Annotated in this window: 18 protein-coding genes; 5 read left to right on the forward strand and 13 right to left on the reverse strand. The window is 44.5% G+C overall.

What is annotated here, in order from left to right; genetic code table 11:
• Nucleotides 1-123: 123 nt before the first annotated feature.
• From RH88_RS18855 to RH88_RS18895, 9 genes are all read right to left on the reverse strand, one after another.
• Nucleotides 124-540 carry a hypothetical protein gene (locus RH88_RS18855; protein ID WP_005599029.1) on the reverse strand — a complete coding sequence of 139 codons (417 nt, stop codon included), beginning with the start codon at nucleotides 538-540 and terminating at the stop codon, nucleotides 124-126.
• Nucleotides 524-1,579 carry a formate dehydrogenase subunit gamma gene (locus RH88_RS18860; RefSeq protein ID WP_005599031.1) on the reverse strand — a complete coding sequence of 352 codons (1,056 nt, stop codon included), beginning with the start codon at nucleotides 1,577-1,579 and terminating at the stop codon, nucleotides 524-526. The genes RH88_RS18855 and RH88_RS18860 overlap by 17 nt, the downstream gene beginning before the upstream one ends.
• A gap of 14 nt (nucleotides 1,580-1,593) precedes the next feature.
• Complete coding sequence (fdh3B, locus tag RH88_RS18865; protein WP_005599033.1) at nucleotides 1,594-2,202, reverse strand: formate dehydrogenase FDH3 subunit beta; 609 nt, start codon at nucleotides 2,200-2,202, stop codon at nucleotides 1,594-1,596.
• An 11-nt stretch (nucleotides 2,203-2,213) separates the two neighbouring features.
• Entirely contained in the window at nucleotides 2,214-5,069 is a 2,856-nt protein-coding gene (locus RH88_RS18870) for a formate dehydrogenase subunit alpha (protein WP_005599036.1), read from the reverse strand.
• Between the two features lie 15 nt (nucleotides 5,070-5,084).
• The gene (locus tag RH88_RS18875; protein ID WP_005599038.1) at nucleotides 5,085-5,282 is read right to left on the reverse strand and encodes a twin-arginine translocation signal domain-containing protein; all 198 of its coding nucleotides are present in this window, start codon (nucleotides 5,280-5,282) and stop codon (nucleotides 5,085-5,087) included.
• Nucleotides 5,283-5,343: 61 nt separating this feature from the next.
• Nucleotides 5,344-5,970 (reverse strand): TorD/DmsD family molecular chaperone, encoded by a 627-nt coding sequence (locus RH88_RS18880; protein ID WP_005599040.1) that lies wholly within the window; start codon nucleotides 5,968-5,970, stop codon nucleotides 5,344-5,346.
• A gap of 9 nt (nucleotides 5,971-5,979) precedes the next feature.
• Nucleotides 5,980-7,641, reverse strand: a complete 1,662-nt coding sequence (locus RH88_RS18885) for a 4Fe-4S dicluster domain-containing protein (RefSeq protein ID WP_005599042.1) — start codon at nucleotides 7,639-7,641, stop codon at nucleotides 5,980-5,982.
• Between the two features lie 300 nt (nucleotides 7,642-7,941).
• On the reverse strand, nucleotides 7,942-8,631 hold the full coding sequence (locus RH88_RS18890) for a DUF3306 domain-containing protein (protein ID WP_005599044.1): 690 nt from the start codon (nucleotides 8,629-8,631) through the stop codon (nucleotides 7,942-7,944).
• Nucleotides 8,621-9,070: a DUF3305 domain-containing protein gene (locus RH88_RS18895; RefSeq protein WP_005599046.1), complete on the reverse strand. Its 450-nt coding sequence runs from the start codon at nucleotides 9,068-9,070 to the stop codon at nucleotides 8,621-8,623. Before RH88_RS18895 ends, RH88_RS18890 begins: the two co-directional genes overlap by 11 nt.
• Nucleotides 9,071-9,422: 352 nt before the next feature.
• Between RH88_RS18895 and RH88_RS18900 the strand changes: the two genes are divergently transcribed.
• Nucleotides 9,423-10,253 carry a formate dehydrogenase accessory sulfurtransferase FdhD gene (locus RH88_RS18900; protein WP_005599049.1) on the forward strand — a complete coding sequence of 277 codons (831 nt, stop codon included), beginning with the start codon at nucleotides 9,423-9,425 and terminating at the stop codon, nucleotides 10,251-10,253.
• A 184-nt stretch (nucleotides 10,254-10,437) separates the two neighbouring features.
• Nucleotides 10,438-12,327 carry a methyl-accepting chemotaxis protein gene (locus tag RH88_RS18905; RefSeq protein WP_005599050.1) on the forward strand — a complete coding sequence of 630 codons (1,890 nt, stop codon included), beginning with the start codon at nucleotides 10,438-10,440 and terminating at the stop codon, nucleotides 12,325-12,327.
• Between the two features lie 194 nt (nucleotides 12,328-12,521).
• Here RH88_RS18905 and RH88_RS18910 read toward each other — a convergent pair whose 3' ends face one another.
• Nucleotides 12,522-14,114, reverse strand: a complete 1,593-nt coding sequence (locus RH88_RS18910) for an ABC-F family ATPase (RefSeq protein ID WP_005599051.1) — start codon at nucleotides 14,112-14,114, stop codon at nucleotides 12,522-12,524.
• Between the two features lie 379 nt (nucleotides 14,115-14,493).
• Between RH88_RS18910 and RH88_RS18915 the strand changes: the two genes are divergently transcribed.
• Together RH88_RS18915 and RH88_RS18920 are read left to right on the forward strand one after the other, a co-directional pair.
• Complete coding sequence (locus RH88_RS18915) at nucleotides 14,494-16,839, forward strand: ATP-binding protein (protein ID WP_005599052.1); 2,346 nt, start codon at nucleotides 14,494-14,496, stop codon at nucleotides 16,837-16,839.
• A gap of 1 nt (nucleotide 16,840) precedes the next feature.
• Nucleotides 16,841-17,719 carry a mechanosensitive ion channel family protein gene (locus RH88_RS18920; protein ID WP_005599053.1) on the forward strand — a complete coding sequence of 293 codons (879 nt, stop codon included), beginning with the start codon at nucleotides 16,841-16,843 and terminating at the stop codon, nucleotides 17,717-17,719.
• Nucleotides 17,720-17,821: 102 nt separating this feature from the next.
• Here the strand turns inward: RH88_RS18920 and RH88_RS18925 are convergent, their stop codons facing one another.
• From RH88_RS18925 to RH88_RS18935, 3 genes are all read right to left on the reverse strand, one after another.
• Nucleotides 17,822-20,683, reverse strand: a complete 2,862-nt coding sequence (locus RH88_RS18925) for a M66 family metalloprotease (protein ID WP_005599054.1) — start codon at nucleotides 20,681-20,683, stop codon at nucleotides 17,822-17,824.
• Nucleotides 20,684-21,025: 342 nt separating this feature from the next.
• Nucleotides 21,026-23,071 carry a sensor histidine kinase gene (locus RH88_RS18930; protein ID WP_005599055.1) on the reverse strand — a complete coding sequence of 682 codons (2,046 nt, stop codon included), beginning with the start codon at nucleotides 23,069-23,071 and terminating at the stop codon, nucleotides 21,026-21,028.
• A complete protein-coding gene (locus RH88_RS18935) occupies nucleotides 23,061-24,512 on the reverse strand; it encodes a sigma-54-dependent transcriptional regulator (protein WP_005599056.1) in 1,452 nt (483 codons plus the stop codon). Before RH88_RS18935 ends, RH88_RS18930 begins: the two co-directional genes overlap by 11 nt.
• 249 nt (nucleotides 24,513-24,761) lie before the next feature.
• Here RH88_RS18935 and RH88_RS18940 point away from each other — a divergent pair, with 249 nt between their 5' ends.
• Nucleotides 24,762-25,583, forward strand: coding sequence for an ABC transporter substrate-binding protein (locus RH88_RS18940; protein WP_005599057.1), 822 nt, complete (start codon nucleotides 24,762-24,764; stop codon nucleotides 25,581-25,583).
• Nucleotides 25,584-25,585: the final 2 nt, after the last annotated feature.

Genomic DNA, 25,585 nt, shown 5'->3' on the forward strand with positions numbered 1-25,585 from the left:
GGTATTAGACAAAGAGATAAAAAGATAAAAAGATGAATAGCCACATGGACGAATTCAATATGTCGGCATAAAAAAACCAGTCTAATTAGACTGGCTTTTACTATTTACCGCTAGATCTATCGTTTACAGGTTTGGACCTGTTGATGGACGATGAAGCTGGTTATTTTTCAGTTGACGCATACCTTGTAGCATACGCTTAAACCAAACAAGAATCGCTAAGCCCGCCAATACCATGCCAATGATAGGGATTACGTAAGCAACCTTATCCAGCAAGTTACTGTGGTACCAGTAATCCTCAATACCCGCTAACACACCATTTGTCGTCGCCACGGTAACAATTAATACGACAAAGAACGTTAGGAAAAGAAAGAAGTTACGGATCAAACCATAGTAATGTGAATTAATCACTTCACCATCTTCATTTTTATCCAAACGATAACCTGCGTAAACAATCGCCATTACACCAGAAATCAAAAAGGTAAATGGTGTTAGAAAGCTAAGGAAATACGCGACCCAAATACCATTATGATGCTTGTTCATCGCTCTTCGCTCCTTTTGCTAGTCCATTGTCCTGCTGTGACGCTGCATCTGGCATCGCTTCGTTCGATTTCACTTCAGCATACCAAAGGTCATGGTGCTCTTTTGCCCACGTTTCATCAACTTCACCGGTTACCATACCTTCAAGTGCACCTTCCATACCGAATAGACCGATATAGATGTGGAAGATAAAGCCACAGATCAAGATAAGAGCCGATAGCATGTGCACAAGGTTAGAAATTTCCATATCACGACGAGTTTGGTCGAAAATTGGGAAATCCAGCACCAAGCCACTTAATGCAACCGTTGCACCAAAGACAATCAACAACCAGTAAATCGCCTTCTCACCACCATTTGAGAAACCAGCAGATGGATGCGTACCTTTATGTTTACCAACCATGCCGCCCATTTTCATGAACCAACGCATGTCTGTCATATTCGGTATAGATTTACGCCACCATTTCAGCAGAACAAACGTCAACAGAATAAAGAACAGTGGACCAACATAGTTATGGTATTGTTTTGCCAACATAATGACAAAACCCCAGAACTCAGTAGGGACATATGGTTTGAGGAAGTGCTTACCGTATACCAGCATCAGACCGCTAAAGGCCAATGTTAAGAAGGTAAACGCCATACTCCAGTGCAATGCACGATCCCAGCGTGACCAACGCTTCATCTTTTTGCCAGTGCGCGGCTTGCTTAGCATCAATGGGCCAACGAAAACGTAAGCCATGATAACCATCATAATACTACCGAAGATGGCAACAGCGCCGGCTGGCGACATCCACTTCTCTTTCAGTACATACCATGTCGCACCCGGCGTACTGATCAGAACGCCATGCTCTGGTGATTTAGAGGTGGTATACCCTGCCTCACCCGCACGTACTTCCTTCCAAAAATCAGCGCCCGCAAGCTGTGTCATCTCTGTTTGATCTACTGGCGCTGACTCTTTCGCTGCCGCAGGCAGAGATAGAGCCAACGTCAGTGCTGCCAAAAATGGCAGCACAAAAAGAGATAGACGTTTAAATATAGGGGTCATATCTCTCTCCAGAGTTAACTTTTAGTCGCATCGTAAGAAAGATCGTTGCCGTCTGTCCAACCTGCGTTTTTCGCGCCACGTTCAACAACGCGCTGACGGAAGATGTCTGAAATTTTTTCAGCATCACCGGCAAGCAGTGCTTTCGTTGAACATAGTGAAGCACACATCGGTAATTTACCTTCTGCAATACGGTTAGAACCGTATAGCGCACGCTCTTTTTCAGAACCTGGTTCAGTGTTTGGACCACCGGCACAGAAAGTACACTTATCCATTTTACCACGCTCACCAAACGATTCTTGTTTAGGGAACTGAGGCGCGCCAAATGGGCAAGCAAATAGACAGTAACCACAACCGATACAAAGATCTTTATTGTGTAATACGATGCCATCTTCTGTGTGTTCGAAACAGTCTGCAGGACAAACTGCCATACAAGGCGCATCTGAACAGTGCATACATGCCACAGAAATAGAGTTTTCACCCGGCTCACCATCATTTAGGGTAACAACGCGACGGCGTTGGATACCCCATGGCACAGCTTCAGTATTTGCATTCTTACATGCAGTGACACAACCGTTACATTCGATACAGCGTTTGGTGTCACAAAGGAATTTCATTCTAGCCATTTTGGGAGTCCTTACGCTTTGCGAATATTACAGAGAGTCACTTTAGTTTCTTGCATCAAAGTGACAGGGTCATAACCGTAAGTGGTCGCCGTGTTGGCCGCCTCGCCAATTACGTAAGGAGCTGAACCTTCAGGATATTTATCAAGAAGACTCTCACCTTCGAATTTACCACCGAAGTGGAATGGCAAGAATGCAAGACCAGGCATAACACGAGGCGTTACCATCGCTTTCACCTTAATACGGCCTTTCTCTGCACCTTCAACCCAAACGTCATCGCCATCTTTGATGCCAAGGTCATTTGCGTCTTTAAGGTTAATTTCAACAAACATTTCTTGTTGAAGCTCTGCAAGCCATGGGTTAGAACGCGTTTCTTCACCACCACCTTCGTACTCAACCAAACGGCCAGAAGTTAGGATAATCGGGTATTCTTTCGATTTATCTTGTTCTTGGATTGATTTGAACAATGTTGGCAAGCGGAAAATCGCTTCTTTATCGTCCCACGTTGAATATTCAGCAAGAAGATCACGACGTGGCGTGTACAGTGGTTCACGGTGTAGAGGAACACGGTCCGGGAACGTCCATACGATTGCACGTGCTTTCGCGTTACCAAATGGGATACAACCGTGCTTAACCGCAACACGTTGAATACCACCTGAAAGATCGGTCTTCCAGTTTTTACCTTCAGCAGCGGCTTTCTCTTCTGCTGTTAGGTCATCCCACCAACCAAGCTGTTTTAGTAGCTTATCGGTAAATTCAGGGTAACCATCTTTGATTTCACAACCTTTTGAGTAGCTATCTACTGCAAGTAGGCTCTGACCTTCAAATTCAACACCAAAACGCGTACGGAAGTTACCGCCACCCTCTGCAACCGTCTTCGACGTATCGTAAAGAATGTGCGTACCAGGGTGTTTCATTTCAGGCGTACCCCAACATGGCCAAGGTAGACCGTAAGTCTCGCCATTTGCTGGGCCACCTACCGCTTCAAGCGTTGTGAAGTCGAAGGTGTGCCAGTTTTGTTGGTGCTCCTTCAAGCGTTCAGGGCTTTGACCTGTGTAACCAATTGTCCACATACCTTTGTTAAATTCGCGGGTAATGTCTTCAATAACAGGTTGATTGTTTTCAACTTTAATGTTCTTAAACAGCTGCTCAGAAATGCCTAGCTTTTGTGAAAGCAGGTACATAATTTCGTGGTCAGGTTTAGAATCAAACAATGGTTGGATCACTTGATCACGCCATTGGATTGAACGGTTTGACGCCGTCACACTACCGTGAGTTTCAAACTGAGTCGTTGCAGGAAGCAGGTAAACACCGTCAGTACGATCGTTCATTACTGCTGCTACTGTTGGATATGGGTCTACAACAACCATCATATCTAACTTCTGCATCGCTTTTTTCATCTCAGTACCACGGGTCTGAGAGTTAACAGCGTGGCCCCAGTAGAACATGGCACGAATGTTTTCGCGTTGACGGATCTTATCTTTATTCTCTAGAACGCCATCAACCCAACGAGAAACAGGAATACCTGCACTGTTCATTGGTTTTTGACCTGCGTAAGAGTTGTTGTCGAAGCGGCCGTGAACCCAGTTATAATCTAGATCCCACACTTTCGACCAGTGACGCCAAGCGCCTTCAGATAGACCGTAGTAACCTGGTAGCGTGTCAGATAGTACGCCAAGGTCAGTTGCGCCCTGTACGTTATCGTGACCACGGAAAATGTTTGCACCGCCACCTGATTTACCCATGTTACCCAGTGCAAGCTCAAGCACACAGTAAGCACGAGTGTTGTTGTTACCCGTGGTATGCTGAGTACCACCCATACACCAAACAACACAGCCAGGACGGTTTTCAGAAAGCAGTTTCGCCGTTTCGAATACTTGAGCTTCCGCTACGCCAGTAACACGCTCAACTTCTGCTGGAGTCCATTTCGCCACTTCTGCACGAATTTCATCCATACCGAATACACGTTGGTAGATAAACTCTTTATCTTCCCAATTATTCGCAAATACGTGCCATAGCACACCCCATACGAAGGCAACGTCAGTACCTGGACGAAGTGATACATAATGGTCAGCTTTCGCAGCTGTACGCGTACGACGCGGATCAGCAACAACGATCTTACAGTTGTTCTTCTCTTTCGCGATTAAGATATGCTGCATCGCAACTGGGTGCGCTTCTGCTGGGTTTGAACCGATGAAAAGCATCGATTTACAGTTGTGCATATCATTGAATGAGTTTGTCATCGCACCGTAACCCCAAGTGTTTGCAACACCGGCTACTGTGGTTGAGTGACAAATACGCGCTTGGTGGTCAACGTTGTTGGTACCCCAAAGCGACGCCATTTTACGATACAGGTATGCCTGTTCGTTGTTGTGCTTTGCACTGCCCAAGAAGTAAACTGAGTCAGGGCCAGATTCTTCACGAATCTTAAGTGCCTGCTGGCTGATCTCTTCTAGTGCTTGTTCCCACGAAAGCTTCTTCCACTTACCGTTTTCAAGCTTCATTGGGTATTTAAGACGACGTTCACCATGGCCATGCTCGCGCAATGCTGCGCCTTTTGCACAGTGACCACCAGCGTTAAATGGGTGATCGAAGGCTGGCTCTTGGTCAGTCCATACGCCATTTTGAACTTCAGCGTAAACACCACAACCCACAGAACAGTGTGAACAGATAGTACGCTTCTGCTCTACTTTTGCTTCTGGATCGACAGTTTTCGCTTCTGCCTTTTTCATCATACCTGGTGCAAATAAACTTGCGCCAACTACCGCGCCACCAGCCGCTAATGAAGAATTTCTCATAAACGTACGGCGTGATACACCAAGTTGATTTTGCTCTTTGCTCACCGTATCGGAGCGTTTCACTAATTTCATGCGCTAAGCTCCAAATTACAGTGAGTCGTAATAATCGCGAACATGCTGAGTTTCACGATAACCGGTCTTCTTTTCGTCAGATTTAATTTCTACAGTTTCTGCTGCAGTTGCCACTTTGGTTGTACCAGCGACAACTGCACCAGCGACGGCAGCAGTAGTTAAGCCTTTCAGGAGATCCCTGCGGCTTGTATTAATATCATTATTATCTTTCATTATTGCTTCCTTACCCTCAGGTAGTTTTTTTGGGGGCTTACCGCCCCTCTTATCGATGGTATTACTCGTACTCAGTTACGTTTTTTACATCAATTTTTAAATGCTTGTTGCTCTTGGTATTCTTACTAAACTGCACTTGCTCTAGGGTGCCAAATGCACGCAGCAATGCCGCAACAGAACGATAAAAGTCTGCACTCTTTGCGCCTTCTATTTGCTGTGCGAACGCGTCATACCAAGCCGCGATATGTTTGTTAAAAAAGGCTTGCTGAAGTGCTAAGTCTTCTTCAGTCAGCATTGCCATGACTTCGCACAATGCTGAAATATGATCTTCTGGCTCTTTGATTTGATCTTCACGCTCAAAACCAAGCAACTCAAGATCGTGGCGGATATCAGCTAATGGTTTCTCCATTAATGACCCCGTCATATGCCAAGAACCGAATAGAACCGCTTCACCACGGCCAATGCCAATAAATAGATTTTGGTATTCATCGTCTAATGCTTCACGGTCAGCATTTTTCGCCGCTTCTTGGAGTGCCAACCACGCTTTTTGCATCGCACTTTCACTTTGCTCAACGTCTAAAGCAGCAAGAAACTCAATCAATTCTTCGCTTGGTGCTTGACGAAATAACGTAGCGAGCAAAAGATAAATATCGCTGCGTAGTGATTGTTGTTCGTTAGTGTTTTCCACGCACAGCTCCTAGTATTTCAATTGGTTAGTTGGATCTTTCGCCATGCTTTCAAACATGTCGATCACACGACAGTCTTCACACATAGCAATACGACCAATGGCCGCTTCGTTATCAAAATGTGAGTGACCGCGTAACTTTGATTGCAACATATCAATCATAGACTGAGGTGCAAACGGTTTGTGACAACGTGTACATTCCGCCGCTTTCTCTTGATGAATAATAGTCGCTTTTTGACGAGACTCTTTATCCCAGTTGAAGCGAGGGGTTAAAGTCAGAACGTTTTCAGGACATGCTTTTTCGCATAAACCACATTGAATACAGTCTTGCTCAACAAACTTAAGTGATGGTGATTGACCATCGGTATGCAATGCACGTGTTGGACAAACCGCCACGCAACTCATACAAAGCGTACAATCTTTACTTTCACATTCCACGCTACCGTATGGTGCATTTGCTGAAAGCTCTACAACGTTCTCTACTGGAATACGAGAAATCGCTAAAGCATCAAGCGCTGTGAATAGACGTTGACGTTTATTACCTTCCAAATCCCCTAATGCAAGATCAAATGAATCTGTACATAGTGTTGGAGGTCCTTCACGAAGTGATTCTAGATATAGGATATCGATACACTCTTTCTGAATACCAAGTTGACTCAGTAGCTCTTGAGCCATTGAGACTTCATTATTCAAAATACGAATGATGGTTGGCGGCATAAAACGACTCGCCGCAAACAGTACTTGGGTTGCACCATTAACAAGCGCCGCAAACCAAGTATCAATACCAATAGATGGCAACTCTTCAACCACGATTGGGATAACGTTATCTGGTAGCGCTCTAAGCGCCATTACGTTGTAACTTTCATGGCGAGAACTACAAATTAGAACGATAGGATCTTGACCGCCCGCTTTTTCATAGTTCGCTAAGGTGCGCTCAATGAATTTTTGCGTGTCATCAGGATTGGGTAGCGCGTAATGAATTGCTTCTGTTGGACAAGCTGTCGCACAAGTCCCCACACCTTGACAAAGGTATGGGTTAATCTCGATATGGTGACCGCTTTTATCATCGCCTTGACTGGTTAGAGCGCCAGCTGGACAAGCATCAACACAACGCTCACAACCTTTTACACCACGAGAGCTGTGTGCACATAGGTCAGTATCAAGACGGAAAAATTTTGGTTTATCGAAGGTGCCCATTAAGGTTGGGATCTCTTCAAGCGCATCAGCCAGTTTTGGATAGCCGCGACCAACTGGGTAATAGCCAGGAACAGGCACTTCTTCGTTCATACAACTATTTAGACAAAGGTCCAAAACCACATCAAAACAATCGTGACCAATAGCGACTTCCGCCAAGTTACTGCGAAGTAAGTTGTTCTCGATAATCACCTCAAAGGTGCCTAGAAAACCCGTTACTTCAACTGAATTAGCATAATAAAGTTGGCTATGCGTTCCTTTTTCACCATCAGTAGAAAGAAGCGTCAGGCTTTTCATTTGCGACAACTGTTGCGCCGCACTTTCAATGATGGTCGTAGGACCAACGATAAGCGTATTACCACCACTTTCATAACTGACCGTTGGTGGGATCAGATTGGTTAACTCGACGGTGTTATCAAACGCATAAAGTCTCGCCTTACCGTTTGCAGTTGTTGCTTGTTCTAATAGTTGTTTTAGCATCGCTCAGTTCCAAGGTTTAAGCAGATGAATTTAACTTCGTTTATCACGACGAAATTTTTCTTTCTATTCAATAGCAAATGCCGTACCAACTTTTATTTTAATCAATATCAATAACTTAAAGATAAAAATGAGACATAAGCATACAAAAAAAGCCCAGTGAGACAATTTGTCCCACTGGGCTTTTTGTTCTGTTAGTCAAAATGTACCTATTTTCAGTGTGGTATATTTTGTCTCAACAGATAGAGGCCGTTTGTTTCGTCTCGCTTTTCATCTAGCGCAATGCTAACAGAATCCGATTATCTAATTGCTCTTATCTTCGGTTTCATTGTGAGCGCTCCAAGCGTGAGAGTGACTATCCCCATCTATAGAAGTATCTGTTTTAGAAGTATCCGGTCTATTCGCTGTTACGAGAGGATCTACCTCTTCTTTGTCTACGCCCTCATCCAGCGACTGTTCATGCTCGTCATTGTCTTCTGTCGCAAAGTCTTCTTTCTCTGTCGATTGAATAACGTCTGCTTCTTCTGTGTCTTCAGAATCTATTAACGCCGCTTCTTCCTCTTCCGGCTTCTCTTTTACCCAATCACGTAATGTCTCTGCAACACCCTGTGACAAGGCTTTTAGGTTACTGTAATCCTCATCATAGTCATCTAAACCATCACGAATATTAAACTCTTCAGACATAAACAACTTACGCATCGCAGCTTTCTTGGCGCTCTCTTCTACTTGAGAAACCAGCAAATTGGCCAGCGACATTTTCTCAGGATCTTGCTCCTCTGCTGAAGCGACCTCTTGCTCTACTTCGCTATTAGGCAAATCCTGTTCGGCTTCTGACGACAATGCTTCTGGTGCATCACCAACATCAACTGAAGAATCGTCTGCGGCAGGTTCAACCTCTAAGGCTGATGCTTCAATTGGTTCTTGTTCGCTTGGTTCATCGGTCTCTTTGTTGAGTTTGCGTTGAGACCAACGGCTAAAAAAGTTAGTTGCCATTTGAACGTCCTGCACCTTTACGTTTCTTACGTCGTGTTTCTAGTAGTTCACCATGTCGACCAATAAAGGCCTCCATCCACGCTTGGATAGGTAAAGGCATGTCATTCGACAACACCAAATAGTCACCATCCATAAATTGCGCTGCGACGCTCTGAGACGCCGTTAACGTAACAACGTTCACTTCGTCATTACCGTTGAAGTTATCAAGTATTAAGAACAGTTTCGGCTGCTGTGAACTAAGGTTGAAACGGTAATCGGTGCGCTCATCGCGATGCAGTTGCAATAGCGTCAGGCGATCACTTTGTTGTTCAGGTTTAATATTAAACCCCACCAATTCTTGCTGTGTGGTGGTCCACATACCGGTTTTGATTTCACGAGCAACCAAATCGCATTCGACTGGCCAAATATCGTCAGTTTTCTCAAGCGTTAAAATGGACATAGTTCACCTTTGTTTATCGTTATACTGCCAACTCATGCGTTGCTTAAGCAATATTTGTTCCCGTTACCTCAAGATGAAACAACTAAATACCCTCTCGCTTTGATATTACGCCGTGTTGAGCGTCTTAGCGTAATGAAAATCCGCACAATTAGCATTAGAATAAATTCTAGCTGATGACGGCTTAACCTGACAATCTCACACAAATTGCCCTCATCGCATTCATTTAATCATAAATGGGGTACAGTAATTGCTTAAATGAAAGCATAAGTACGTCAAATTTACGCTTGTAATGACTTTTATCCACCTTGTCTGACATCAGTGTTCAGGCCAGTGATTAGCAATAGGAACTACCGTGGTTAAACCAAATATAATTAAAACCAGTGAAAATCCACTACAAACCATTGAAGTAGAAGTGTATGACGAATACGGTGAAAAACTGACTAAGCAGATTGCCTGCGAACGCCCTCTTACTGTAATGCTTAATTGGCGTGAAGTGGTTACCTTGATGACGCTTGGTTCGCGCCCAGAGTCTCTTGTGCTTGGTTACTTAAAGAATCAAAGTTTCCTGTCTGATCCTGCTGCTTTAGAGTCAGTGATCATTGATTGGGAAACCAATTCAGCCGCCGTGATCACCAAAGAAAATACCGAACATATTGAAAGCGCACTCAAGAAAAAAACCGTTACCTCTGGTTGTGGCCAGGGCACTATGTACGGCAACGTGATGAAGCAGCTTGAAAATTACCAAGTACCGCAAACGCCAATTAAACAGTCAGAGATCTATACTGCGCTAGAAGCCTTAACGCATTATAACGACACCTATAAAAAAGCTGGCGCAGTGCATGGTTGTGCTATTTGCCATGGCGATCAAGTCTTGTCGTTTGTTGAAGATGTAGGCCGCCATAACGCCGTTGATACCCTAGCGGGCGAAATGTGGATTAATCAAGACAATGGCGATGGTAAGATTTTCTATACCACCGGCCGTTTAACTTCTGAAATGGTGATCAAAGTGGCGCAGATGGGAATTCCTGTGTTGTTGTCGCGTTCTGGTGTGACACAAATGGGACTCGATTTAGCACAAAAATTTGGTATCACGACCATTGCACGCGCGAAAGGGTTGCGCTTCCAAGTCTTTACCGGTGCAGACAAAATTACCTTTGATGTCAAAGGTCAAAGCGACGAATAACCTCCCTATTTTGAACGCATTCCAACAAAAGCCCCAGTAAAGCTGGGGCTTTTTGATTTCTCTTACGAGTTGCAAAACCTTTCTGCACTGCTATTAGTTTAATATCCGCTTACCACAAATTTCACTGCCACAGTGAGCCATAAAACAAAGCGGTCCTTAAACGTCATCAGCTAGGGAGGTGTCTATGTCTCAGTCACCAAGTATTTTGCGCGCTCTAAATGGAATTAGCATCCGTGCTAAATTAATCTTACTTAATGCCATATTGATTCTTGGGGTCATCAGCTATGGCCTATTCGAACAATACAGTCTCAACAACCTACATGAATTAGAGTTAGCATCAGTAGAAAATACCGCTGCTGAAGTGGATCTTCTCACTCTACGCCGCCACGAAAAAGATTTTCTCGCTCGTCACGAGCTTAAATATCACACTCGCTTTAATGAGACATTTACTCGCCTAATGACACGTTTGAATGACCTCGAATCCCGCATCAAACAGCATGGCCTTCAACTCAACGATCGCATGACCGTCATTCGCGATACGCTTACCGGTTATCAAAGCAAATTTACTCAGTTGGTCAATCAAATTGAAGCTATCGATTCGCAAAGTAATCCCAACTCTCTGATTGCTAGGTTACAAACCGCCCGTGAGGCGCTCAAAAAGAGCGTTGTTTCACTCGATAACCTACAAGCTAAGGTTGCCCTCTCATCAGTACTTGAGAATGACTTTAAGTATTTAGGAAAACCCAGTGAACAAGCCGAGTTGGATTTGTCGCAACATCTGCAACGTTTCCATCAAACTTATGCTCGTCATCCTTCATTGAGCATTGCTTTTGATGATTATCAACAAGCATTGGTTAACTTGTTTAACAGTTACAATACGCTAGGTCTTACACCGAGTGAAGGCTTGAGAGGTGAACTACGTAGTAACGTTCATCAGACAGAAGCTGAGATTCTTGCCTTGCAAACTGAAATTGAAATCGCAATTAACGAAGCGTCTGATAAAACAAAAATGCAATTACACCTTTTTGGTGCAGGTCTCGCCTTTGTCATTTCCGCTCTGCTAATGATGATTGGCCGCAGTGTGCTTAATCGGATACGAGACATTAATTTCATGATGCGTGATATTGCGAGTGGCAATGGTGACTTAACCGCGAGAATGAATGCCGAAGGCAACGATGAACTCGCGCAGTTAGCCAACTCGTTTGATAGCTTTATTTCCAAGTTACATGGGTTGATCAAAGATGTGGCGAACGTAAAGAATGTTCTTAACCAAAGTTCTCTTGAAAGTGAGCAAGCAGCGTCTAACAGCATTAATAATGCCGAGCAGCAGAAGGCTGAGTCTGAATCTGTCGCAACCGCGGTCAATGAACTAGTACAAACCAGCAATGAAATCACCAGTAATATTGAACATGCCGCCAGTAATGCCTCGCGCATGAAAGAAGAGTCACATCGAGCACTCGAAATCACCCACAATGCAAGTGGCAGTATGCAGAATCTCGCCAACGACATCGCCAACTCTCAAAGCTTGATTGAGCAGTTAGAAGAGCAAAGTCGCGAGATCAATTCAGTGATCTCGACCATTCAAGGCATTGCTGAACAAACCAACCTACTCGCGTTAAATGCTGCGATTGAAGCGGCACGTGCTGGTGAGTATGGCCGTGGTTTTGCGGTGGTGGCCGATGAAGTTCGTGACCTTTCGATGAAGACGGATAACTCTACCCGCCAAATTGAATCGACCATCAGTAATCTTACCGACCGTATCCATAGTACAGTGCGCATCATGTCGGACAGCCAACTGCAAGCTGAGTCGACCAAGCAAGACACTTTATTGGTCGTCGACGCAATTGATAGCGTGAATCAGCAAATTGAAGATTTGTTTAATATGAATGCGCAAATCGCGACCGCCTCTGAAGAGCAATCGATGGTATCAGCTGAAATTGATCGTAACATCACTCAAATTGCCAACCTTGCCAATGATACGCATCGCGAAGTTCAAGGTTCGGTTACTTGTAGTAAACAGGTCAGTGAAGTGAGCTTAAAACTGGATGCGATTGTGGCTCAATTTCGCTATTAACCGAACCCTTGTGATGTGACATCTTCGTTTGGATTAATCGCTTAGCTTATCTGCTAGGTAAAATTGGGTAATATTCACAAATTCACATAACTACGCAGTAAGTTAGCAAAAACCCCGGGTTAGTAATTCTAACTCGGGGTTTTTATGCATTTTTTGTTTAGCCTTGCTAGACAGCAAGGCTAATAAAATGTCATTTACGCATCGATACCACGGTGTTTTTGGTATTCTGCATAAGTTCCACGGAAATCGTGGATCTTACCATCACGGATCTCAAGGATACGAGTTGCTAGTGAGTCTACGAAGATACGGTCGTGCGATACAAAGAACAAAGTACCTTTGTATTCTTCAAGAGCCGTGTTTAGCGCTTCAATCGATTCCATATCCATGTGGTTGGTTGGTTCATCCATTAGCAGCATGTTTGGTTTGTGCATCATTAGCTTACCAAGCAGCATACGACCTTGCTCACCACCAGACAGTACTTTTACTGACTTCTTGATGTCATCTTGGCCAAACAACATACGACCTAGGAAACCACGAACGACTTGCTCGTCGTCGCCTTCTTGGCGCCATTGCCCCATCCAATCCGTTAGGTTTAGATCTTCTGCAAAGTCATGAGCATGATCCTGCGCGTAGTAACCAATGTTGGCATTTTCAGACCATTTGAACTCACCGCTGCGTGGTTCTAATACACCTGCGAGTGTGTTCAATAGCGTTGTTTTACCCACGCCGTTCTCACCGATGATCGCAACACGCTCACCCACTTCGAAAATTGCATCAAAGTTGCTGAACAGATCTTCATCAAAGCCTTGTGTCAAACCTTCCACGTTCAGTGCGTTACGGAATAGTTCTTTAGACTGTTCAAAACGAATGAATGGGTTTTGACGGCTTGATGCTTTAACTTCATCAAGTTGAATCTTATCAATTTGTTTTGCACGTGATGTTGCTTGTTTTGCTTTCGATGCGTTTGCAGAGAAACGTGCAACGAACGTTTGCAGTTCAGCAATTTGTGCTTTTTTCTTCGCGTTGTCAGACAGTAGACGTGTACGTGCTTGCGTTGCCGCTGTCATGTACTCATCGTAGTTACCTGGGTAAACGCGCAATTCACCGTAATCCAAGTCAGCCATGTGGGTACATACTGAGTTTAGGAAGTGACGGTCATGCGAGATGATGATCATGGTGCAGTTACGTTGGTTTAGTGTATCTTCCAACCAACCGATTGTGTCCATGTCCAAGTTGTTCGTTGGTTCGTCTAGTAGCATGATGTGTGGGTCAGCAAATAGAACCTGAGCCAATAGTACACGCAGTTTCCAACCAGGAGCGACTTCGCTCATTAGGCCGAAATGTTGCTCTAGAGGAATACCTACTGCAAGAAGAAGTTCGCCTGCTTTAGACTCAGCCATGTAGCCGTCCATTTCAGCAAATTCAACTTCAAGATCGGCCACTTTCATACCGTCTTCTTCACTCATTTCTGGCAAAGAGTAGATACGGTCACGCTCTTGTTTTACTGCCCAAAGCTCTTTGTAGCCCATGATCACAGTGTCGATTACTGTGAATTCTTCATAAGCAAACTGATCCTGGTTTAGCTTTGCTACACGCTCGTTTGGATCGTAGCTTACGTTACCTGCGCTTTGCTCTAACTCGCCGCTCAGGATTTTCATAAAGGTCGATTTACCACAGCCGTTCGCGCCGATAAGACCGTAACGGTTCCCCTCGCCAAACTTAACCGAGATGTTTTCAAAAAGTGGCTTAGCGCCAAACTGCATGGTGATATTCGCTGTGGAGATCAAAACCTGTATCCTAATTCGTCAAAAAACCGCGCAACGTTACTTATAAAGTCCTCTAACTGCAAGTGTTGATTTCAGTTTCGCCTCATTTAAGAGCCGACCCGTTCTTCGAACCACACTTTAAAGAACTCAATAAACTTATGTACCTTTACTGGGGTATGTTCTCGCTCGGGATAAACAAGACTCACTGTAAGTGCACCATCATCATATTGTGGCAGCAAAACCTCGATTTGTGGCCAGTAGCGGTGCTTTTTTCTGACACTCCTCTGACATTTGTCATTAGTTAGCCAATAAACTTCGTTCCCCTCCTTTGTCTAGCGGAAAGACCTATTCCGTTAAAACAACTACAATAATTCCTAGATAATTAATTTAAGAGATAACTATGCGTTTTAATTTACGCTGTTTGTTGTTCATCAGTCTGGTAATGGCTTGGCCAGCGCTGGCGAACAATGACTATGGCTTTCAATCTCAACCTCAACGTTCGCCAGTAGCTGATGAGATTGCTCAACAAATTTCAGCCCTGCCAGAACCTTTGTTTATGTCAGGCAAAGACAAACGCCAAGTAAATATCTTGCTGGCGAAAGTATTGCGTGTCCAACGCGAGCAAATTGCAACTTTCGACAAGCAGTTGGTGGCTCACCGTAAAGACAGCTCTCCACAAACATGGTCTGATATTCAGAACAGTTACTTTACGTTGACTAGCTTAAACCAAAGTAAAGAAGCGTTGTTGGCGCTGACGAACCCTGCTAATCGAGATCGACTTACTGGTTTTGGCCCATACGGTGTGACGCAATTTAAACAAGAATGGCAACTGACAAAGCTCAATGCGGAATACATCGTTTATTTCCAAATTCGCAGTTTTAAAGCACTGATTAAAGACATCTTCATCTCGCCAATTCCTGTCATTTGGGCAGCATTCAAGGTCTTGTTTATCTACTTTGGCTTAGTATGGTGGTTGGCAAACAGTAAACGATTGATCGACCTCTTTCGCGTTAGCCAATTGGAGAACAATAATAAGCCGCCATTTTGGGTTCGGATTGTTTGGTACATTAGCCGCGCCCATCGTGCGATCGCGTGGTTAATTGCGATTACGCTATCGTTACGCGTACTTTCACAGATCCCTAGCCTACAGCATTTAATCTTCCTTGAGATATTCACTTGGTGGGTGCTCGGTGGTTCCATCGCCATCAGCTTTATTTTGGAGTTTGCCTACCGCAACAGCCGCACCTCATCACGCGCGGTGATCGCTTTACGCCTGTCAACCATTCGTCGTTACGTGTGGAGCATCATCATTGCCGGTGTGATCATGCAGATTTCAATTCGCACCTTAGGTAAAGGCACCATTTATAGCTGGATCTACAGTGCGCTGTTTTTCTGGTTTGTATTAGTTACTATCTCAATTTTACGCTTATGGCGTGAAAAGGTATTTGAGTCACTCAACGACTATTCTGATCGCCCGGTTTGGGTTACTTGGGCGATCAATCGTCAACATACCGTGGTGGTCAATATTGCCGCAACGGCAATTGGGGTTGTTTGGCTGACGATTGAAAGTGCCAAACATCGTTTAATGTCATTGCTTTCACGCTCTACATTATTTAGCCAGGCTTTGGCTTACCTATTCCGTATCGAAGTAGCAAAACAGTCCGACATCGATAAATGTCAGCATCATCTTGTGCGTATTAAAGGTGAACAGGTATTCGAGTACGTACTGCCGGGTAGTATGGACAGCACACTCATCGATTATGCGACTGACGAAGTTAAACAGCTTTCCCGCTACCTGATGTCGGATAATCCGGCGATCTGTGTTGTCTCTGGAGAGCGCGGCATTGGTTCGACAACGCTGCTTAACAGCATGCTAAATAAAGTATCTAACGCAGAACCGATTTATTTAAGCTGCCCATATTCCGGTTATAGCGGCCTTCTAGCCCAGTTAGCGCTCAGTCTTGGCCTTGATGAAGAATCGAGTGAGATCCAGATCCTCGCTTATCTGCGTAAAAGTGAGACCACTTACCTCATTGCAATAGATAATGCCCATCGCCTCGTCAAACCAATGGTTGGCGGCTTGAGCGATTTGATCCGCGTGACGAACTTATTGCGTCGTTCAAAGAAGAATCACCGTGTGGTGCTATCGATTGTGAAATCAAGCTGGCGCTTTGTCGACCGCGCTCGTGGTGAACGATTATTGTTTGATTTGGTCTGCTTCCTTCCTCGCTGGAATGAAAAACAGATTGGTCAACTGCTTGATAGCCGCATCAACAAGGATCTTGAAAAGCCATTATCGTTTGAAGGGCTCGTCGTACCTAAGCAATGGGACCAAGACGAAATGAGTGAAGAAGAGCGTGCGAAACAAGGTTTCTACCGTATTCTTTGGCACTATTCAGATGGCAACCCAACGGTGGCATTGCGCTTCTTCCGTCTGTCTATCAATCGTAACAAAGAAACTGATCAAGCGGTCGTTCGTCTATTCCACGCGCCTGAATCACAAGAACTAGAGAACATGCCAAAGCCGATGCTCGCGGTTCTGCGCTCTATAGTACAACTTGAAATCGCCTCGCCAGAAATCTTATCCGATTGTACTCAGCTGAGTATTGCCGAAATCACGGGTATTTTGCGCTACTTCCAAAGCCGTGGTTACATCGAGTGGAGTGAAGATCAAGCGCGAGTCTCGGATCACTGGTTCCGTCACATTACGAACGTTCTCGACCGTCAACATCTTTTGGTGAAGTAGTATGAAAAGATTAATAATCCTACTGTTTATTGGCTTTGCTGCCTTACCGTGTTTTGCAACGGAAGAAATCGCTAATGTAGAAAACATATCTAAGATCGCCAGCCTAGTACGTTGGAGTGGTGTATTCTTCTCGTTGTTCGTGATTGCTGGTGCATGGCTATTGCTCAAATTCATGAGTTCAATGGTTGAAAGCTTCGGTAGTCAATTTGTTCAATACCGTATGTTGCTGCAAAAACTGCAATCCTTTACTCAGTTCTTTATCTACATGAGTACGGGTATTGTGGTGTTTATGATGAGCTTCCGCATCAACGACCAAATACTCGCATTGATTGGTGGTACGTTAGCCGTTTCGGTTGGTTTTGCATTAAAAGACCTGGCCGCTTCATTCATCGCAGGTATCACGGTAATGGTTGATCGCCCATTCCAAGTTGGTGACCGCGTCACCTTTGAAGGCAATTACGGTGATATCATTACCATTGGTCTACGTTCAGTACGTATGCGCACATTAACCGATGACATCATCACCATTCCGAACAACAAATTCTTAAATGAAGTGGTGGTCAGCGGCAACTATGGCGCACTCGATATGCAGGTCGTGATCCCCTTCTACGTCGGTATGAATGAAGACATTACCCTCGCCCGTGATTTGATCCAAGAGGCGGCCTCTTCAAGTCGTTATATTCACCTACCTAAACCGGTGACCGTATTAGTGAAACAAACCATCACTGATAACTACTTAGCAATTCAGTTAACTTGTAAAGCATATGTCGTCGATACCGCATATGAGAAGTTGTTTGAAACCGACATTACTTTGCGCGTAATGAAAGAGTTTAGAAAACACAATATCAACCCACCGAAAATTGCGGTTAACGCCAGTTAATCTCCGCTATCTGCCACGGGTAAGTCCGCTGATAAGCAATAAAAAAGCGCCTAATTAGGCGCTTTTTAACTATGTCAGGAATTATCATTAATAAGTTAGTGATTAATGATTATGCTCCGGGTTTGCACAATTCTCTGGCTCGTAACGAGTTGCCAATACACGTTGAGAGAGGTTTTTCGCAGGCATCGCAAATGCCTGGGTTTTTGCCAACGCTGTAACTTGCTCATCACCACCTTGAACGGTATAGACAGGTTCTTGTGTTGGCGCAGCAATGGTCAGAGTATCAAGTACTTCACCATCACAAACAACACTCGCTGCCTTCGGATTGTCAGAACGCGCTACGTTAACATGGAACTTATTCATATTGTCCGCATTACGGCGATTGTTCTTCAGTGCATACTTATCGACGTCGCCGTTGGCCATTTCGACCTCTAGTGCACAGTTCGCAGTCAGGCTTGCGTTGTCAGCGGCGTAAACATAACCATATGAACCATGAAGAGCTGGGAAGATAAAGCTTTCTAGTTGCTTCGACGGATCGTAGTAACCCACTAATGTCGTCACAGGTACACCATATTGAGTTGGTTTGATCGCTTGATGTTGTTCAAAGCTTGCATCTTTCACCCATGTTTGACCATCAGAGACAAACACCAAACGACTGCCGTAAGGAACAACCATCGATTCTCCGTTAATGGTCAAGTTCGAGTGATAACCCGCATCTGAGTTAAAAGTAAAGATCTTACCTTTGTTGCTCTCATTGGCTTCAGGTACAGACATATCACGCGCCCAGTGACCATTCCAAGTTGACAACTCAACTTTATCAAAGTTACCGAATAGAGCGGCAATACGCTCAGCGTTTGCTTCCCATGGCGCAACACTGGTGATTTCTAGAGTATCAACACGGTGTGTGTATTCCTCCATGCTCTCAGTCTCTTCATTCCACTTTTTAAAACCCGTCGAAGAAGTTTGATCAAACACGGCTTTGCTCTCTAAGTTCTTTTGGATAAAGAACATCGAATAAGGCGTGTATAGGGTAAAGCGCTGTTGGTTATACATCGCCCAACCGCCCGCCATTGAGTCACTACCAAAACGGAACATCTCATTAAAGGCAGGAACACATTGACCATCTAAACAGCTTTCACCACCATTGTTTTGTGGTGCAAAGTTTGGAATAAACACATCACGAGAAGAATCCCAACCCCAAGTTGAGTTACTCATATTAGCTGGTTTATGAATTGAACCCTCAAAACCACCAGGATAATGACCTAAACCGTAGTTATGCCCAACTTCATGGCTGAACTCATTGCCAATTGAGCTGTCAAGCGTAACCATGCCACCACCACCAGAGCCACCATGTGTCACTACACCATTGCTATAGACACCACGCGTATTATGAGCGGTTAGCTGAGCGGCAAAATAAGGATGTTCGCCCTCGCCTACACCAGCGGTAGAATTGATGCCGTAGTTTGCATTGTTAATACCAATTGAGAATAGCTCTTTACCAATGCGCTGACGCATGGTGCCACCATGCCAACCACCTTCGCTTGGATCATGATCGGTCAGTAACGTACCATCTGGTAACATCACTTCCAGCAGATGAACCGGTTCATACTCACTCACCACCATTTTGCTCAACGGCGCAGTTTCAAAGTATTCACGTTGTGCTTGTTTGTCTTGTTGGAAATCAAAACGCTCACGAGGCTCAACCAACATGCCGACATCGATAGTATGGAGAAGTAGCTCGGTAGGTGCGCCTACTTTAATGCCCGTTAAACTGCCAGATTTACCATTATTCGCGAAGGTTAGATTCAGGCCTGGCGCGAGCCACTCTTTTGGCAGCTCTGCAGACCAATAACCATCAGCATAGCCAATTTCATTAAAGATCAAATCATCTTCGAGTACCCATGCACCGTTAACGTTCTTAAATACGGTCGTCGTACCATTTGTAATCGTGCGTGTACGGTCTTGGTAGTAACTTACATTCGAGTTGTAGCCAGCGCTTGATTGGAAGATAAATGTTTTACCATCCAGTTCTGGGTTGTTTTGTTCTAAAGCAATATCGCGGATCCAGTGACCATTCCACGTATTAAGTTTTACTACATCATGCTCAGCTAAAGCAGCAGAAATAGCCGCGCTAGAAACCTCACGAACCGCGAAGATCGCCGCTTCATCATAACTAAAGTCAATATCTGTCGAGCTCATTTCAGGAATCGCAAGCACGTTACGAGCCAGCAACTCAGGTGCGCGCATATCCAATGAACCTAAAACTTCACCCTGACGATTTTTCGCCGTAACAGTGACTTGAGAGCGAGGCTCAAATGCCGTGTCTGGTTTGAACATTACTTTGGTATTTCGCTCACCCACCAGATGCATGCGTTTTTCATCACTTGCTGGTTTCGCTGGAACAATGTGTGCTTGCGCGAATAAAACCGCACCGTTCAATTCACCGGTAAGCATGTTTTCAAGCTGATTATTATTGAAGAAGATTGACGGTTTTTGAACAACAGGAGTACATTCAGAATTATCAAGAATAGTGGTTAGAGGGCGTTCCCAAATGTAATTCCCTTCGTTATCTTTTGACCCACGACCTGCCGCATACAGAGCAAAAGTACATTTTTCCCAGTTTGGCGCGTCGTAGCCTTCCGGGAATAAGTCAAAACCACCCGCGTAACCCCAGTATTGCCAATGTTTAGGAATAAAGTCGAAAACCGTTTGGAACTCTGACTCAATATCAAACAGATCAAACATGACGTTACCATCAAAGTTGATGCGCAGGTTTTTGCCTTTGTATTGCAAGTACTGGTACTCGCCTTGTTGAATAACATTTTCTGGTTGAGCAGCCAATAGCGCTAACTCTTCCATTTTGGTCATAATTTTAACGCTGGCTTGCTCTAATGTTAACTCAGCCGCGTTCGCATTCGTCGCCAATATAGACGCAACCATAAGCCCTAATAGTCTTTTTTTCATATCTAGTCTCTGTTTTAATTATTGTTTACTTGTGAAAGTTGAGATTCACAATCAGATACGAAGAGGCCCCTTCGACTAGAATTTTAGAGCGTTTATTCCAAGACAAGCCAATGACAGTTTTGTTAACTTAGATCTCTATTCCAAATGATTCGTACTCAATGATTGAATAAGTGATTTATTGCCAAATTAAATGACTTTGTAATAATTCATATAAAATATAAATAAAAGTAGCCAAGGATTTAGACGATTGTTCTTTATGCCGAATGCGAGCAATTTACAGCCAACAAAAAAATGACATAAAAAAAGCACCTAATTCAGGTGCTTTTCAATCAGTAACGATCTTTAACTGCGAGTGGAAATAAGCAAATGCGTTTCAGCTTTATTCGGTAAACGAATAGTAAATCGACTGCCTTCTCCCCACTCAGAGGTTGCCGTCAATTCGCCGCCTGTTTGGCTCAAAATACTCTGTGAGACTGAAAGTCCTAAGCCGGTGCCTTCACGTTTAGTGGTATAAAATGGCGAGAAAATACGCTTGAGATTTTCAGGCTTAATGCCGCAACCTTCATCTTCAATGTGAATCAAAGCACCTTTGGCGATCCCCCCTTCACTCCAATCTTCACTAATAACGGTTAAGCGACCTTTTCCTTGCATGGCATGAATCGCATTCATCTGCAGGTTAACTAAAATTTGCAACAGTTGATGGCGATTGATCTCAACCGAGGTGTGAGCGTGCAAGTCGGTGACAAATTCAATATCCCGTTTCTTACTGCCCGTTTTAACCAGCGTAATACTCTCTTCGATGATTGGATTCACATGCTGCCAAGTCACTTCATCTTGCACGCCACCTTGGCGACTATATTGCAGCAAGCTACGGGTAATGTTTCGAATACGGTCAATTTGCGCATGGATCGCTTCTAACTCATCTTTGACGCGTTCAGATTCTTCACCTAATTCAAATTGAATTAACTCCACGTTGCCGAGGATCACCGCGCTCGGATTATTAATCTCATGAGCAATACCTGCGGTTAACTCCCCTAACGCAGCCAGCTTTTCATGCACAACTAACTTATCGCGGGTCTGATGCAGCAGCTGAATATGCAACTCCAGTTCGGTGGTCTTCTCTTCCAAACTGGCCGTGCGTTGCTGAATTTTTTCTTCCAACTCAACGGCGGCATTTTTAAGTTCGTTTTTACGCTGACGTAGCAAATCCAACATATTATCGAACTGTTTCGCCAACTGTGCCAATTCATGCTCATCATCGAGACCAAGTGGCCCAATGCGTGTATCTTTGCCCAGTTGAATCATCTTCACCACACGGTGAATGTGCTCAATCGGATTGAACAAATCTCGCGAGCCACGATAAACCATCAACCCTGAGACCAGTAATAAGAATACCGTCGTAATGCTGATCTCGGCAATGTTGGTCATATAGGCTTTAAGAAATGGCCAAATCAGATAGCCGGTGTAGAGCATGCCGATGACATTGTCTTCTCGATCAAGAATCGGTTCATAAGCAGTGATATACCAAGCATCATAAACATACGCTCGATTGACCCACTGTTCGCCATTAATCAACACGGCTTCACGAACAACATCAGAGACTGGAGTGCCGATTGCACGGCCTAATCCGCCATTGCTATCAAGCGGCACATTAGTACTGACACGAAGATCATCCAAAAACAGTGTCAGCGTACCAATTGGACGTAAGCTATCTTCACGACTGGAGTAAATCAGATCGCGAATTTGATCGACCAACACTGTGCTGTTGTTAAGCAGCAAGCCACCATCAAGAAAACCGACCAATTGACCGCTGTTATCTTCCACCGGGATCACTGTACGGCTCACCAATCCGCGATTCTCAATCTCCTGGCTGTCTAAAATCGGCACTTGTGCACGTTTAGCTAAATCGCTATCGAGCGCATTCAGTTCTTGCTCAGACAGTAGGTCAAAGAAGGATTCACCTTGCGTCGTATCTAGGTAACGAAATTGATTGCTGAGATCATCAACCCTATGTAAACAAAGAAAATCTAAGCTGTAACGTTTCTTTTGTTCTGCAATCCATTGTTGCAGTTCATCTTCACTTACGTTGCTTTCTAACTTAATACGAAAATCGTAAGATTCTGCAAAAGCTTTAACATGATTCGCCTGTTTTTGCTGGATCAGCTCGATACTGTTATTTGCGACGCCTAAACGCTCGGAAACATCAAGCAAGGCACTTTGCCATGTATAATGAATCGACCAATAAATGGTGATACAAATTAACGCCAGCAGGGTGAGAAAGATGGGCGCGGAGGTGAGGATCATCAAGCGGTAGCGAACCATACTTTTAAAACGGTAGCGCCACTTTGCAATCAATCCCGTGCGCGAAGCACCGCCATTATTGGCCATAGCCCATATCCTCTGCTTCCCACTCTTTAAATTTGCGCTCTAAGGTTTTGCGTGCCACGCCTAAATCGCGTGACGCAGCCGACTTGTTACCATCATGGAAATCCACTAACTGTTGAATGTGTGATTTTTCAACTTCTTTAAGAGACCATGAGTTAGGGTAACCTTTGCCCTGCGCTTTTTGTGGTTCAGCCACTTCTATTAACTCTGAACCAGAAGAGACCGTAACTGAAATACTCGGTTGAACTTGGCTGCCCGCCAGTTCTCGCCAGTAATGCGCGGGTGGCTTAGCCAGAAGAATACAGCGCTCAATCAGGTTTTTTAATTCACGAATATTGCCCGGCCAATCGTAATTTTGCATCGCCTCAATGTCTTCATGTGCCCACTTAGGATCAGCGATACCCAACTCCATAGAGAGCATTTTGGTAAAATGAGGCACCAATTCACACAAATCGGATTTCCGCTCACGCAGTGGCGCAACATCAATTTTTAGCACATTAAGGCGATAAAACAGATCTTCACGGAAGCGTCCGCACTTCACTTCTTCTTGCAAGTTACGGTTAGTTGCAGCGACAACGCGTACATCAACACTGACTTCTTTCTCACCACCAACCGGACGAATCGTACGCTGTTCCAACACACGCAGCAGTGCCGATTGCATTGCCAGTGGCATTTCACCAATTTCATCCAAAAACAGCGTGCCGCCACTCGCGACACGGAACAAACCCTCACGGCTTTTCTTCGCGCCGGTAAAGGCGCCCATGGTATGACCGAACAGCTCACTTTCCAATAATTCAGGGGCAATTGCACCACAGTTAATAGGTACAAAAGGCCCTTTACGGCCACTGGCCTCATGAACGCCGCGTGCCACCAGTTCTTTACCAGTCCCCGACTCGCCTTCGATCAATACTGAAGCGCGTGAGGGTGCAAACTGGCTAATCAACTGCTTGAGTTGACGGGTTTTATCGGAAGTGCCTGCGATCTCAGTGGTGATATGACGTTTGACATCCCGATGCAGCGCATATTGCAAACGCTCATTCAAGCGCTTATCCATACAGCGTTGTACTGATTGCAGCATTTGGCTCAGATTAAAAGGCTTGAGGATGAAGTCGGTCGCCCCCAGTTTGAGTGCTGAGATCGCCGTTTCCAGATCGGCATAACCGGTCATGAAGATCACATCGGCTCTGCGCTCTTCATCATTAAACGCTTCTTCCCACTCAATACCTGAGCGTCCGGGTAAGTTAATGTCTAAAATAATAAGGTCATAGTGATTAGCAATACGTAAGGTTTCTGCTTGCTCGATGCTGCCAGCAGTATCCACTTTCGAAAACCATTTACTGAGCGCTTTTTGTAAAATCGCCTGCATACCAGCCTCGTCATCGACAACCAGAACTGAAAATGCTTGATATTGAGAGAGTTTGTTTGCATCTAAAGAAGTAGACATAGGTTTTCTCGGTTAAAATCACAGTCATTGGGACAGAGTGTACCAAGGTTTTATCACTGGGATCGAGCAATAGTGCGACAAATTGTCCCAAAGCCCCTTTTTGTCCACAAAATCAACCTAATCTGCTTGAAAAACAGGCTGAAATCTTGGCATTTAGTTTGCTTAAGGCATAGCAGCCAATTTTTGGCTATCGCCATTCGTAGGTAGTGAAATTGACGCCTAACGGCAAACAATATGGAAAACATTACAATGAAAGCAACAATCAGTTATACCTTAGCAGCAGCGTCACTTGTTTTATTTAGCCACACCGCAAGCGCAGCGGACGAACAACCACATATTCGTTTAGCAACCACCACCAGTACATACCATTCTGGCTTACTCGATTACATCTTGCCTGAGTTTGAAAAAGACACTGGCTACAAAGTGGATGTGATCGCGGCAGGCACCGGTAAATCCCTTAAAATGGGTGAAAACGGTGATGTTGATTTGGTGATGACTCACGCACCGAAAGCAGAAGCCAGCTTCGTTGATCATGGCTACGGTGTATTACCGCGTAAATTGATGTACAACGACTTCGTTATTGTTGGCCCTGAAGCCGATCCTGCGAAAGTTGCTCAGCAGAAAGATGTCTTCGACGTATTTAAAAACATTGCAAAAACCAACTCTACTTTCGTTTCTCGTGGCGATGATTCTGGTACGCACAAGAAAGAAAAAGGCATCTGGGAACAAACCAAAATTGAACCTAACTTTGGTGGCTACCGCTCGGTAGGTCAAGGCATGGGCCCTACACTAAACATGGCGTCAGAAATGCAAGGCTATACCATGACTGACCGTGGCACTTGGCTGGCTTACCAAAATAAATTGGCTCTTGATATCCTGTTCCAAGGTGACAAAAACCTATTTAACCCTTACCAAGTCATCCTTGTTAACCCTGAGCGCTACCCAACGATCAACTACCAAGGCGCGAAAGTATTTAGCGACTGGCTAGTCAACCCACGTGGCCAAGAGTTAATTAATAACTTTACCATCAATGGTAAGCACCTATTTGTCGCTAACGCGAACGAGAAATAATC

This window comes from Vibrio scophthalmi LMG 19158 (genome assembly GCF_000222585.1).
In the GTDB taxonomy this organism is placed as follows: Bacteria; Pseudomonadota; Gammaproteobacteria; order Enterobacterales; family Vibrionaceae; genus Vibrio; species Vibrio scophthalmi.